Source organism: Rugosimonospora acidiphila (assembly GCF_039543385.1).
GTDB lineage: Bacteria > Actinomycetota > Actinomycetes > Mycobacteriales > Micromonosporaceae > Rugosimonospora > Rugosimonospora acidiphila.
This window is the reverse complement of sequence record NZ_BAABJQ010000016.1, coordinates 137,819-150,516: the sequence shown is the minus strand read 5'-3', so window position 1 is coordinate 150,516 and position 12,698 is coordinate 137,819. Positions and strand designations below refer to the sequence as shown.

At 73.5% G+C, this 12,698-nt stretch carries 12 protein-coding genes; 8 read left to right on the top strand and 4 right to left on the bottom strand.

All coding sequences use genetic code 11. The annotated features are described in order from the left end of the window. Positions 1–83: 83 nt before the first annotated feature. The 3 genes from ABEA87_RS25170 to ABEA87_RS25160 all read right to left on the bottom strand — a co-directional run bounded on the left by ABEA87_RS25170 (position 84) and on the right by ABEA87_RS25160 (position 1,805). Positions 84–407, bottom strand: coding sequence for a hypothetical protein (locus ABEA87_RS25170; protein WP_345633466.1), 324 nt, complete (start codon positions 405–407; stop codon positions 84–86). A 61-nt stretch (positions 408–468) separates the two neighbouring features. Next, positions 469–1,077: a G/U mismatch-specific DNA glycosylase gene (gene mug / locus ABEA87_RS25165; protein ID WP_345633464.1), complete on the bottom strand. Its 609-nt coding sequence runs from the start codon at positions 1,075–1,077 to the stop codon at positions 469–471. Positions 1,078–1,142: 65 nt separating this feature from the next. Beyond that, positions 1,143–1,805, bottom strand: coding sequence for a TetR family transcriptional regulator (locus ABEA87_RS25160; RefSeq protein WP_345633461.1), 663 nt, complete (start codon positions 1,803–1,805; stop codon positions 1,143–1,145). Positions 1,806–1,904: 99 nt separating this feature from the next. On the opposite strand from ABEA87_RS25160, the gene ABEA87_RS25155 reads away from it, so the two are divergent. The 7 genes from ABEA87_RS25155 (at position 1,905) to ABEA87_RS25125 (ending at position 11,394) form a co-directional block, all read left to right on the top strand. Beyond that, on the top strand, positions 1,905–3,509 hold the full coding sequence (locus tag ABEA87_RS25155; RefSeq protein WP_345633459.1) for an FAD-dependent monooxygenase: 1,605 nt from the start codon (positions 1,905–1,907) through the stop codon (positions 3,507–3,509). A gap of 40 nt (positions 3,510–3,549) precedes the next feature. Further along, on the top strand, positions 3,550–5,244 hold the full coding sequence (locus tag ABEA87_RS25150; RefSeq protein WP_345633457.1) for a DUF885 domain-containing protein: 1,695 nt from the start codon (positions 3,550–3,552) through the stop codon (positions 5,242–5,244). 49 nt (positions 5,245–5,293) lie between these two features. Next, complete coding sequence (locus ABEA87_RS25145; protein ID WP_345633455.1) at positions 5,294–6,202, top strand: AAA family ATPase; 909 nt, start codon at positions 5,294–5,296, stop codon at positions 6,200–6,202. 3 nt (positions 6,203–6,205) lie between these two features. Beyond that, positions 6,206–7,315 carry a vWA domain-containing protein gene (locus ABEA87_RS25140; protein ID WP_345633452.1) on the top strand — a complete coding sequence of 370 codons (1,110 nt, stop codon included), beginning with the start codon at positions 6,206–6,208 and terminating at the stop codon, positions 7,313–7,315. A gap of 295 nt (positions 7,316–7,610) precedes the next feature. Then, positions 7,611–8,159: a (2Fe-2S)-binding protein gene (locus ABEA87_RS25135; RefSeq protein WP_345633450.1), complete on the top strand. Its 549-nt coding sequence runs from the start codon at positions 7,611–7,613 to the stop codon at positions 8,157–8,159. Continuing rightward, on the top strand, positions 8,156–10,540 hold the full coding sequence (locus tag ABEA87_RS25130) for a xanthine dehydrogenase family protein molybdopterin-binding subunit (protein WP_345633447.1): 2,385 nt from the start codon (positions 8,156–8,158) through the stop codon (positions 10,538–10,540). Before ABEA87_RS25135 ends, ABEA87_RS25130 begins: the two co-directional genes overlap by 4 nt. Then, positions 10,537–11,394: an FAD binding domain-containing protein gene (locus ABEA87_RS25125; protein WP_345633445.1), complete on the top strand. Its 858-nt coding sequence runs from the start codon at positions 10,537–10,539 to the stop codon at positions 11,392–11,394. Before ABEA87_RS25130 ends, ABEA87_RS25125 begins: the two co-directional genes overlap by 4 nt. Before the next feature lie 164 nt (positions 11,395–11,558). Here the strand turns inward: ABEA87_RS25125 and ABEA87_RS25120 are convergent, their stop codons facing one another. Then, positions 11,559–11,756, bottom strand: a complete 198-nt coding sequence (locus ABEA87_RS25120; RefSeq protein ID WP_345633443.1) for a hypothetical protein — start codon at positions 11,754–11,756, stop codon at positions 11,559–11,561. 189 nt (positions 11,757–11,945) lie between these two features. On the opposite strand from ABEA87_RS25120, the gene ABEA87_RS25115 reads away from it, so the two are divergent. Continuing rightward, positions 11,946–12,647: an LPXTG cell wall anchor domain-containing protein gene (locus ABEA87_RS25115; RefSeq protein ID WP_345633441.1), complete on the top strand. Its 702-nt coding sequence runs from the start codon at positions 11,946–11,948 to the stop codon at positions 12,645–12,647. The last annotated feature ends 51 nt before the right edge of the window (positions 12,648–12,698 follow it).

Sequence of the window (12,698 nt, the reverse complement as noted above, 5' to 3'; positions counted from 1 at the left end):
TCCGGCCCGGTTACGGGTACCACGAGCATCGCTCATCTTGCCCGGGCGCCTCGCTCGACCGCCGCTGTCCCCGACGGGGCCGGTCAGGCGGCGCGGTCGTGCGTCAGCGACGCGGCGGCCCGGCGAGCCGCGTCGAGGTGGCGCACCAGCTCATTCAGCTGGTCGGGGGCGGGCGTGCCACGGTGCGCGGCGACCCACTCCTCGATGATCTGCCGCATCAGGGTGGAGGAGCCGATGCCGCGGGCGCTCGCGGCGACCTCCAACTCGGCCTGAATGTCCAGGTCCAGGCGCAGAGCGGTGACCATCTTGGCCGGCCGGCGCTCCCGTACCACCTCGGATTCCTCGAACGCTCCGCCCAGATTCCGCGCCGCCGGCACCCCGGCCAGGCTGGTCCTCTTTTTCGTCATGACGGTTGAGTCCTCCACATCTGCGGCTCGCTCATGCTGGCATCCCGCGCCCCGGTGGCTCTCAAGATCGATCTGCCGGGTCGAACGCAGCCTCGCGCAGCGCCGCGAACTCGGCCGCGAGCCGGGGCGGCGGGTAGTGCGCGTTGAGCCCGCTCGGGTTGGGAAGCACCCAGACCCGAGCCCCGGCCAGCGGGTTGTCCTGCGCGCCGATCACGGCGTCCGCCGCGCCGAAGGCCGTACGGTAGGCCCCGATGCCCAGCACGGCCACCCATCGGGGCCGGTACCGGGCGACCTTGCGGCGCAGAATGCCGGCACCCTCGATCAGCTCGGCGGTGTTCAGCTCGTCGGCCCGGGCGGTCGCCCGCGCGGCCACGTTCGTCACGCCCAGTCCCAGGTCCAGCAGGTCGGACTGCTCCTGCGGGAGCAGTTGACGGTCGGTGAACCCACTGCGGTGCAGGGTTGGCCAGAAGCGGTTGCCGGGCCTGGCGAAGTGGTGCCCGACGGCGGCGGAGAGCAGGCCGGGATTGATGCCGCAGAACAGGACGGCGAGGCCGGGCGCTATCACGTCGGGCAGCGTGCGGCCCGCCGCGGCGGCCAGGTCGGCGGCGGTGGGGCGTGGCGATCCGGGTCGGGCCTGCCGGCGGGGGTCGGTGGGGGTCGGCGTGTGCATTCGCGGCCACGATAGCCGACGCCGGCATGGCTTACCGCCCGTGGTTGAGCCCCGACGGGCGCGGCCTAGGTGCGGGACGGCGTCGAGGCGATCAGGCCGGCGATCAGAATGTCCAGCGCCCGGACGAAGTCCTCCTCCGGGTCGGCGTCGCGATTGCCGGTCACCAGCCGGTTGAAGTGCGGCAGTTCGTCCGGGTCGATCCGGCGGGCGTACTCATCCCACTGTTCGTGGTGCTCGACGTCCCCCGGCGCCGGCGGGCGGGCGAAGCCGGCGGTCGACAGCAGGATCGAGCCGAAGACCAGGCCGCTCACCCCGCCCAGTGCCTGTCGTACCCCGGCGTCGTCGAAGCCCGCCTCGTAGAGCGCCCCGACGAGGTCGTCCAGCGGCCGCAGCGCCTGGGTTGTCGCCGGGTTCGCCTGATCCGTCGCGAGTGACAGCGGTACCACCGGATGGCGCCGCAGCGCCTGGTACATGCCCAGCGCCGTGACCCGGATCCGCTCGGCCCAGGGCAGCGCGGGATCGGCGGGCCGGACCTCGGCGAGGACCCGGTTGGCGATGCCGTCGAGGATGTCGCTCTTGTTCGCGACGTGGTTGTAGAGCGACATCGCCTCGACGCCGAGAGCCTTCGCGAGCCGCCGCATCGACAGCCCCTCCAGGCCCTCCTCGCCGGCCAGCGCCAGCGCCGCGGTCAGCACCTTCTCCCGGTTCAGCGGTTCACGCCGGACCATTCGTCGCGCCTCCCTCGCTCGTCATCGCCGTTGACAACTTACACCGTATGGTTTTCACTTACGGCGTAAGCGTACGGCGTAAGTAAGGAGATCGGACCGATGAACGATGTAGTCGTCGTGGGCGGCGGCCCCACCGGCCTGCTGCTGGCCGCCGAGCTGCGGCTGGCCGGCGCCGACCCCCTGGTGCTGGAGGCCGCGGACGATGCCGGGCGGCAGACCCGCAGTCTCGGCATGCGCGGCATCAACGGGCGCAGCGTCCAGACGCTGGAGCTGCGCGGGCTGACCGGACCGCTGGCCGAGGCGCAGTGGGGGATGTTCGCGCGGCGGGCGGCGGACCGTCGGTCGGGCGACGCCACCGACGAGATCGCTCCGCTGGTCCGGATGCTGCGGGATGGCCGGGCCAAGGGGCACTTCGCCGGGCTGCCGCTGGTCGAGGAGGCCGGCGAACGCAGCGGCATCCCGGAGCTGTTCCTGCTCAAGCAGCACCTGCTGGAGCAGGTGTTGCTGAGCTGGGCGCGCGAGCTGGGCGTGCGGATCTGGCCCGGCTGCCCGGTCGTCGACGTGATCGACGAGGGATCGGCCGTGGTCGCCGTGCTGGCCGATGGCCGCTCGGTGCGGGGCGCCTACCTGGTCGGCTGCGACGGCGGTCGCAGCGTCGTGCGCAAGCGGGCCGGGATCGACTTCCCTGGTACCGCCGCGACGATGACCGGACGCACCGCGGTGGCCGAACTCGCCGACCCGGACGCCGTGCGGTCCGTCACCCGCGGCCCCGGCGGCCTGGTCAACCTGTCCCTCGTCGCCGGCGAGGTCGCCACCATCGAGTTCGACGGCGGGCCGGACGAGCGCGACGCGCCGGTGACCGTCAAGGAGTTGGAGGCGAGCATTCGCCGCGCCAGCGGGGTGCCGGCGACCGTCGCCAGGCTCGGGGCCGGCATCCGGTACAGCGACAACACCCGTCAGGCGGCGACCTACCGGCGCGGGCGGGTGCTGCTGGCCGGTGACGCGGCGCACGTGCACTCTCCGATCGGCGGGCAGGGGCTCAACCTCGGCATGCAGGACGCGGTGAACCTCGGCTGGAAGCTCGGCCTGGTGGTGCGCGGCCTGGCGCCGGAGGGGTTGCTCGACACGTACACCGCGGAGCGCCATCCGGTCGGCGCGCGGGTCCTGCGCAACACCCGGGCGCAGGTGGCGCTGATGCGGCCGGGGCCGCAGGTCGACGCGCTACGACTGGTCCTGGGCGAACTGCTCGCCGATCCGGCGACCAAGCGGCACCTGATGGCACTGGTCAACAACACCGACATCGACTACGGATGCTCCGGCCGGTCCGGCTCGGCGGGTCCGGTCCCGCGCGACGACCCGGACCGGTCGCCGACGGCGCATCCGCTGGTCGGCCGGTTCACGCCGCCGCTGCCGCTGGAGCCGGCGGGTCGGGCCGCCGTCGCGGCCGCGCTGCGCGAGGGCCGGGCCGTGCTGCTGGACCTCGCGGACTCGCCGGAGACCCGCGCGGCGGCGGGCGGTCACACCGACCGGGTACGGGTGGTGTGCGCCGGGGACCACTCCGGGCCCGTCGACGGCGTCGCGGGGCTGCTCATCCGGCCGGACGGCTACGTCGCCTGGGCCTCGCCGGAGGCGGGCCCGGCCGGCCTGCCGGAGGCGCTGCACGACTGGCTGGGGCCGGCCAACCGCGTGCGGGTCACCCCCTGAACGCACGGGGAGCGGGTCCACCCCGACTAGGCTCGCTCGCATGACGAGCGCGATGGCGGCGAACCCGGCGGGAGACTCGGCCGCCGGGCTGGCCAACGAGATGACCACGGCGATGTTCGAGGCGAGCCCGCTGAGCGCCTCGCTGCTCGGGCTGCCCGGGTACGACGAACTGCTGGGCGACCCGTCCGAGCGGGCCGAGCAGGAGCTGCGGGAGCGGATGCTCGGGCTGGGGGAGCGCGCCGACCGGCTCACCGGGTCCACTGTGGACGACGATGACGCGGTGACGCTGGCGGTGGTCGCCCAGCAGGCCAGGGCCCTGATCGACTCGGTCGACGCGCATACCACCGAGTACGCGATCAGCGGCCACTTCTCGGCACCGGCGGCCAGCCTGCTGTCCTTCCTGCCGATGATCACCTTGCCGGACAAGGAGCGGGCCGAGGCGTTCCTGACCCGCCTGCGTGCGGTGCCCGACTACCTGAGCGGGGTGCTGCGCCGCCACCGCGAGGGGCTGGCCGCTGGCCGCTCGCCGGTGGCGCACCTGGTCCGCGGCGCGATCGCGCACCTCGACCGGTACCTGGCCGATCCGGCCGCCGACCCGTTGCTGCGCCCGCAGGCGCCGGTCGATTACCCGTCGTTCGGGCCGGAGCGGGAGCGGCTGTTGGCCGAGGTGGTGCGGCCGGCGTTCGCCGCGTACCGGGACGCGCTGGCGACCGAGTTCAGCGAGGTCGGCCGGCCGGAGGACCGTTCGGGGCTGCGCTGGCTGCCCGGGGGCGAGCAGATGTACGCGGCCCTGTCGCGGGCGCACACCAGCACCGGGCGCTCGCCGGAGGAACTGCACCGCACCGGGCTGGACCTGATCGCCGGGCTGGCCGAGGAGTACGCCGAGGTTGGGTCGCGGGTGTTCGGCACCACCGACCTGGCGACCATCTTCGAGCGCCTGCGCGGCGATCCGGCGCTGCGCTGGCGGGACGCCGACGAGCTGCTGGACGCCGCCCGGGCCGCGATCGAACGGGCGGAGGCCGCGGCGGGTGCCTGGTTCGGGCGGCTGCCGGCCGGCCGGTGCCGGGTGGAACCGGTACCGGCGGCGGACGCGCCCGCCGCCCCGCCGGCGTACTACATGGCGCCGTCGCTGGACGGCACCCGCCCCGGCGTGTATTACGCCAACACCTACCGGGCGCACGAGCGCGGCCGGCAGACGTCCGAGGCCAGCGCGTTCCACGAGGCGGTGCCGGGGCACCACTTCCAGCGGGCGGTCCTGATGGAGCGGCGCGATCTGCCGTTGCTGCGCCAGTGCGCGAGTGTCACCGCGTACACCGAGGGGTGGGGCCTGTACTGCGAGCGGCTGGCCGACGAGATGGGGCTGTACTCCGGGGACGTCGACCGGCTGGGCATGCTGACCCTGGACTCGATGCGCGCGGGTCGGCTGGTGGTGGACACCGGCCTGCACTTCAAGGGCTGGTCGCGCCAGCAGGCGATCGACTACCTGACGGCCAACACTCCGATGGCGCTGCTGGAGATCGCGACCGAGGTGGACCGGTACATCTCGGCGCCGGGCCAGGCGCTGTCGTACATGGTGGGCCGGCTGGAGATCCAGCGGATCCGGGCCGAGGCGACCCGGTCGCTCGGGGAGCGCTTCGACATCCGGCAGTTCCACGACGTGGTGCTCGGCGGCGGCCCGCTACCGCTGAGCGTGCTGGACGAGGTGGTCGCCCGCTGGGTGCGTTCGGTGGCCTGAGCCGCCGGCGGGGATGGCGGGTCGCGGTGGGCGGCGGCATAGTGAGGGAATGACCTCTGCCAGCGGGGCCACCCCGCCCGCGACCGTCGAGCAGCTGGCAGCGGCCCTGGCCGGTCAGGGTTACCTGGCCGACGAGGGGCTGGTCACCGCCGGATACCTGGCGCTGCGGCTGGGGCGGCCGCTGTTCCTGGAGGGCGACGCGGGCGTGGGCAAGACGGCCTTCGCGCAGGCGCTGGCGGCGGCGACCGGGGCGCGCTTCGTGCGGCTGCAGTGCTATGAGGGCCTGGACGCCTCGCAGGCGCTCTACGACTGGGATTTCCCGCGCCAGCTGCTGCACCTGCGCGCGGTGGAGGCGGCGGCCTCGGCGGCCGGCGTGCCGCCCGACGGCACCGAGCTGGAGGCCAGCCTGTACGACCGCCGATTCCTCATCGCCCGCCCGCTGCTGCAGGCCCTGGAACACAGCCCGTGCGTGCTGCTGGTCGACGAGATCGACCGCGCGGACGACGAGTTCGAGGCGTTCCTGCTGGAGGTGCTCGCCGACGCCGCGATCACCATCCCGGAGCTGGGCCGCGTCGCCGCGCCCCAGCCGCCGCTGACGGTGCTGACCAGTAACCGCACCCGCGAGGTGCACGACGCGCTCAAGCGCCGGTGCCTGTACCACTGGGTCGAACACCCCGGCTTCGAGCGCGAGGTGGAGATCCTGCGCGTCCGGCTGCCCGAGATCACCGAGCGGCTGGCCGTCGACGTGGCGCGGGCCGCGGCCCGGCTGCGCGAGCTCGACCTCATCAAGCCGCCGGGCGTGGCCGAGTCACTGGACTGGGCGGGCGCGGTCGCGGCGCTGGGCGCCACCGGACTGGACCCGGAGGTCGCGGCGGCCACCCTCGGCGCCGTGTTGAAATACCGCGAGGACGCCGACCGGGTGCGCGCCGCCGGCCTCGCCGCGCTGGTCGGTGCCTGAGCGGTGCCGGGGCACGACGTCACCGGGGTGCTGGTCGGCTTCGCCCGTGTGCTGCGCCGGGCCGGGATCGAGGCGAGCTTCGAGCGGGTACAGGCGATGCTGGCGGCCGTGGACGTGCTCGGCGTCGCGCGCCCGTCCGCCGCGTACTGGGCGGGCCGGCTGATGCTGTGCGCCCAGCCGGACGACCTGCCGGTGTACGACGCCGCGTTCGACGCGTACTTCGGCGGCCGGGTGCCCTCGCCCCGGGGAGGCGCCGCTGGCGCTCGCCTGCGTCCGTCACTGACCCTCGGCGGCGGCACGGGCACCGGGGACGGGGCGGAGCCGGACAGCGTCGTGGCGCTGTCCGCGAGCACCGAGGAGGTGCTGCGCCACCGGGACGTGGCCACGCTCTCGGCCGCCGAGCGCGCCGAGGTGCGCCGGCTGCTGGCGCTGCTGGCACCGGGTACCGCCGTGCGCCCCAGCCGCCGGTACCGCCCGGCCGGTGGCGGCCGGATCGACCGGGCGCGCACGGTGCGGTACCTGCTGCGGCACGGCGGCGAGGCGGCCCGGCTGGCCCGGCGGAAGCGGCGAGCGCGCCCGCGCCGGCTGGTGCTGCTGCTGGACGTGTCCGGTTCGATGGCGCAGTACGCCGACGCGTTGCTGCGCTTCGGGCACGCGGCGGTGCGCCGGCGCCCCACGCAGACCGAGGTGTTCACCATCGGCACCCGGCTGACCCGGGTGACCCGGGCGCTGCGGCACCGGGATCCGGACGCGGCCCTGGCCGCCGCCGGCAACGCCATCCCCGACTGGCGCGGCGGCACCCGGCTGGCCGACTCGCTGCGGGCGTTCCTGGACCGCTGGGGGCAGCGGGGCACGGCGCGCGGGGCGGTGGTGGTGCTCGGCAGCGACGGCTGGGAGCGGGGTGACCCGGCGGCGCTGGCCGCCCAGGTGGCCCGGCTGTCCCGGCTGGCGTACCGGCTGGTGTGGGTCAACCCGCACCGGGGCAAGCCCGGGTACGAGCCGGTGGCCGGCGGGATGGCGGCGGCCCTGCCGTACCTGGACGACTTCGTCGCCGGGCACAGCCTCGCCTCGCTGCGGGAATTGGTCCGGGTTATCGCCGCACCGAAGCGGTGACCATGAATCCGCCGCCGGGTCGCTGATCCGGGGCGCGGGCGCAGGGGCGGCGAGGCCTCGCATCCACCAGGTGGGAACGCGTCATGGTGTCGCAACTGCTGACCGGCGTCGATCCCGGTGCCGATTGGCCTGGCCGGGCGGCCTCTTGCGGGAACGTGAAAGAAGATATTGGCTAATGTCCAGCGCGCCGCGGTGACCCGGGCGCGGCCGGACAGCCGCCGGCGCCGGGCCGACGGGCACGCGTGCCCACGATCCGGTGCGACCGCCCGGATCCCGTCCCCGCCCGGGAGGGTTTATGACCCGGATCCAACTTCACGTCGACGGCGTGCGCTATGACGACGACGTCGAACCGCGCACCCTACTCGTCCAGCACCTGCGCGACCGGATCGGCAAGGTCGGCACGGTGGTGGGCTGCGACACCAGTAACTGCGGCGCATGCACCGTGCTGCTCGACGGCGTTTCGGTGAAGAGTTGTTCCATGCTGGCCGTCCAGGCCGATGGCAAGGCGGTCACCACCATCGAGGGGCTGGCTGAGCCGGGCGGTGCGCTGCACCCGGTCCAGCGCGCGTTCCACGAGCGCCACGCGCTGCAGTGTGGCTTTTGTACCCCCGGAATGATCATGGCTGCGGTCTCCCTGCTGGCCGACAACCCGGACCCCACCGACACCGAGGTCCGCGAGGGGCTGGAGGGCAACCTGTGCCGGTGCACCGGGTACCAGAACATCGTCCGCGCCGTGCGTGACGCCGCGACGGCCATGCGGGACGCGGCCGGGGCGCCCGACGCCGAGGCGCCGTCCGAGGTGCCGGCGCAGGCCGCGCCGGAGCAGCGGGAGGTGACGGTATGACCGTCACCGCCCCACGACCGGCCCCGGAGGTCGGCTCGGCCCGCCGGCGCAAGGAGGACGCGCGGCTGATCACCGGGCAGACCATGTGGACGGAGAACATCACGCTGCCCGGCATGCTCCACCTGGCGATCCTGCGCAGCCCGCTGGCGCACGCCCGGATCACCCACCTGGACACCTCGCCGGCTCTGCGGGAACCCAACGTGGTCGCGGCGTTCTCCGGCCGGGACGTGGCCGACACGCAGGGCGGGCTGCCCTGCGCCTGGCCGGTCACCGAGGACCTGGTCATGCCCGTGCACCCGCCGCTGGCCGTCGACGAGGTGCGCCACACCGGCGAGGCGGTCGCGGTGGTGGTGGCCCGCGACCGGGCCAGCGCGGTGGACGCGCTGGCCGCGATCGAGGTCGACTACGAGCCGCTGCCGGTGGTGCTGGACATGGAGGTGGCGCTGGCCGAGGGCTCCCCGCTGGTGCACACCGACCAGACCACGAACAAGGCGTACACGTGGGTCTTCGACTCGGCGCAGGCCGGCACGGGCGGGGCGGTGGACGAGGCCGCCGCCGGCGCCGAGGTGGTCATCCGCCGCCGGTACCGGCAGCAGCGGCTGATCCCGGCGTTTATGGAGCCGCGCAGCGTGGTGGTGGACGCCTCGGCGGATCAGCTCACGCTCTGGTCGGCCACCCAGATCCCGCACGTGCTGCGCTTCCTGCTGGCCGTCGTCACCGGCACACCGGAGCACCGCATCAGGGTCATCGCCCCCGACGTGGGCGGTGGGTTCGGCGGCAAGCTGCAGATGACGGCCGAGGAGATGATCGCGGTCCTCGCGGCGCGCCGGGTGGGCCGGCCGGTGAAATACACCGAGACGCGGTCGGAGAGCCTGATGTCGGCCCACCACGGGCGCGACGTCATCCAGGACCTCGAACTGTCCGCCCGCCGGGACGGCACGGTGCTGGGGCTGCGCGTGCGACTGACCGCGAACCTCGGCGCCTACCTGGGCCTGGTCGGGCCGGGCGTGCCGCTGCTGGGCGCCTTCATGTACAACGCCATCTACAAGTTCCCGGCGTACCGCTTCGAGTGCCAGGGAGTGTTCACCAACACCACGCTGACCGACGCGTACCGGGGAGCGGGCCGGCCCGAGGCGACGTACGCGATCGAGCGCATCATGGACGAGTTGGCCGTCGAGGTGGGTCTGGACCCCCTGGAGGTGCGGCGGCGCAACTGGATAACCCATGAGGAGTTCCCGTTCACCACGGTCTGCGGGCTGACCTACGACTCCGGCGATTACGAGGCGGCCACCCAGAAGGCGCGGGACCTGTTCGACTACGACGGCCTGCGCCGGGAGCAGGAGCGGCGACGCGCCTCGGGCGACCCGGTACAGCTGGGCATCGGGATCTCGACGTACACGGAGATGTGCGGGCTGGCGCCGTCGCGGGTACTGGGCAGCCTGCGGTACGGCGCCGGAGGCTGGGAGAGCGCGAGCATCCGGGTGCTGCCGACCGGCAAGATCGAGGTGGTCACCGGCAGCTCCCCGCACGGGCAGGGGCACGAGACCGCCTGGAGCCAGATCGTGGCCGACCAGCTCGGGGTGGCGTTCGAGGACGTCGAGGTGCTGCACGGCGACACGCGCAGCGCGTACAAGGGGATGGACACCTACGGCTCCCGTTCCCTGGCGGTCGGCGGCTTCGCTCTCGTCAACGCGTGCAAGAAGGTCGTCGACAAGGCCAAGCCGGTCGCCGCGCACCTGCTGGAGTGCGATGTGTCCGATGTGGAGTTCAGCGGCGGTGCCTTCCGGGTGCGGGGCACGCCCGACGGGGGCAAGTCGCTGGCCGACTGCGCGCTGGCCGTGTTCGCCGCGCACGACCTGCCCGACGGTGTCGAGCCCACGCTGGACGCGGACGACGTGTACGACCCGGTCAACTTCTCCTTCCCGCACGGCACTCACCTGTGCGCCGTCGAGGTGGACACGCAGACCGGCCGGGTGTCGATCCGCTCGTACGTGGCCGTCGACGACGTCGGCCGGGTGGTCAACCCGATGATCGTGGAGGGGCAGGTACACGGTGGCGTGGCGCAGGGGGTGGCCCAGGCGCTGTTCGAGGAGGCCGTGTACGACGCCGACGGCAACCTGCTGACCGGCACGTTCGTCGACTACACCCCGCCCAGCGCGGCGGACCTGCCCGACATCGTCTCCGATCGCACGGAGACCCCGGCGCCGGACCATCCGTTGGGCACCAAGGGAATCGGCGAGGCCGGCACCATCGCCTCGACGCCGGCGGTGGTCAACGCCGTGGTTGACGCGCTGCGTCCCTACGGAGTCGACGACGTACCCATGCCCTGCACGCCGGAGCGCGTCTGGCAGGCGATCCAGAATGGCGGTGGCCGGTCGTGATCCCCGTGCCCTTCGACTACCAGCGTCCATCCACCGTCGACGAGGCGGTGCGTGCGCTGTCGGAAGCCGGAGAAGACGGCAAGGTGCTGGCCGGCGGCCAAAGCCTGATTCCAATGCTGCGGCTGCGGCTGTCCACGCCGGGTGCGCTCATCGACCTCGGCGGCATCACCCAGCTGCGCGGCATCCGCCAGGACGGTGACGACCTGCTGATCGGTGCGATGACGCCGCACGCCGACGTGCTGGCCAGTCCGCTGGTCCGCCGGTACGTGCCGCTGCTGGCACGGGCCACCGCGACGGTCGCCGACCGGCAGGTGCGGCACCTGGGCACGATCGGCGGCTCGCTGGCGCACGCCGATCCGGCCGGCGACCTGCCGGCGGTCGCGGTCGCGCTGGACGCAACGATGCGGATCGTCGGGCCGGAAGGGCGGCGCGACGTGCCGGCCGCCGACTTCTTCGTCGACTACCTGACCACGGCGTTGGGGCCGGCCGACGTACTGGTCGGCGTGCGCTTCCCGGCGCACGAGGGCTGGGGTAGCCATTACGAGAAGTTCCAGCGGATGGCCCAGGCGTGGGCGCTGGTGGGCGTGGCGGCCGCGGTGCGCCGGGAGAACGGGACCATCGTCGAGGCCCGGGTGGCGTTGACGAACATGGGTCCGGTGCCGGTACGGGCCCGGGCCGTGGAACTGGCGCTGACCGGTGCTCCGGCCACAGCGGACGCCGTCGGGTCGGCGGCCGGGTCGGCGGGCGAGGGTACCCGGCCGACCAGCGATCTGACCGCCTCGGCGGCGTACCGCTCGCACCTGGCCACCGTGCTGACCGGTAGGGCGGTGTCGGCCGCGGCCGGTATCGGGTGACGTGAAAGGTCTCGGCCCTTCGGCGGGTGGCTCCGGTCCGGGTTCGCGGGCCCGGACCGGAGCGGTCTGCGGCGCGATTGCGGTCGTCGCCGCGCCGATGAGGTTCGGCGCGGCGACGATGTCGGCCAGGTCGGCGTGTGCGGTCACTTCGAGGCGCGTTGCGGTTACTTCGAGGGTTGCGGGGTGTGGCAATTTACCTTGGGGTTGACGCCGATGTAGTTCAGCGGCCCGGAGATGATGGTCAGTACGGTGTTGCCGGCCTTGGCGCAGTTCGTTTTGGAATCTCCGAAATAGCCGCGTTGACCGGCGGCGACCGCCCCAATGATGAGCCATATGACGATGACGACGCCTGAGATACGCATCGTTGCACCTCCTGGTCGAAGCGCCGGGGAATCGTTCGGTGACTAACGAATCGGTAGGTACCCGCCGGGCCGTCCGGCTAATCCGCCCGTCGCGGGCGCCCCGACCGGTCGCGTCGCAGGCGACCGGTATCTGCCTGACTTGGATGGGTGCGCGCCGTCCGGCATGCCCGAACTGACCGGGGTTGCCGGATGCCGCCTCCCACCCTGCCGGCCGACGCTCAGATCTATGGGGCGACGAGTGGCACCCCGAGCGAGAACTTCGACATTGAACTCCACTGGCAGAAACCGACCATGAACTCCGACCTGTCCCGCGGGCAGGTCAGCTTCTTCTTCGACTCCAGCCCGCTGGCCACCGTGAGCGCGGACAACGAGAACTACGGCTGCCGGGGCCGCTTCTACGGCCTGCCGCCGGCGAAGGACCGCACGCCAGGCAAGCACGTGGTCCGGGCCACGGCGAACGCGGCGGGCTCGCCCAGCCTGAGCACCACGTACACCATCGTCGCGGCCGCGGCCACCACCGGCGCCCCGACGGTCAAGGCGACCCGGGCGGCCACGCCGGAGGCCCGGACCACCACGACGAAGCCCGTGGCGGCCCGAACGGTCACCGCGAAGTCCACTCCGGCCCGAGCGGTCACCGCGACCGCGACGCCGGCAACCTCCGCGCCGGCAACCTCCGCGCCGGGATTCGCGTCGCCGTCGGGCAAGCCCCTGAGCGCCGTCGCCGCCGCCTCGGCGTCGGTCGGTGGGCCGCCGGTCGTGCTGGCCTCCAACACGGGTACCGGGAGCGGGTGGCTCGCCTGGCTACTGGTGTCGCTGTGCGCCGTCGGGCTGCTCGGCGGTGGGGCGTTGGTGGTGCGGCGTCGGCGACGGCCGGGCATCGGCGAACTCTGAGTCGTCTCCGCCGGGACGCTCGGTGCGCGGCGCTACGGCGGCCACCGGTGC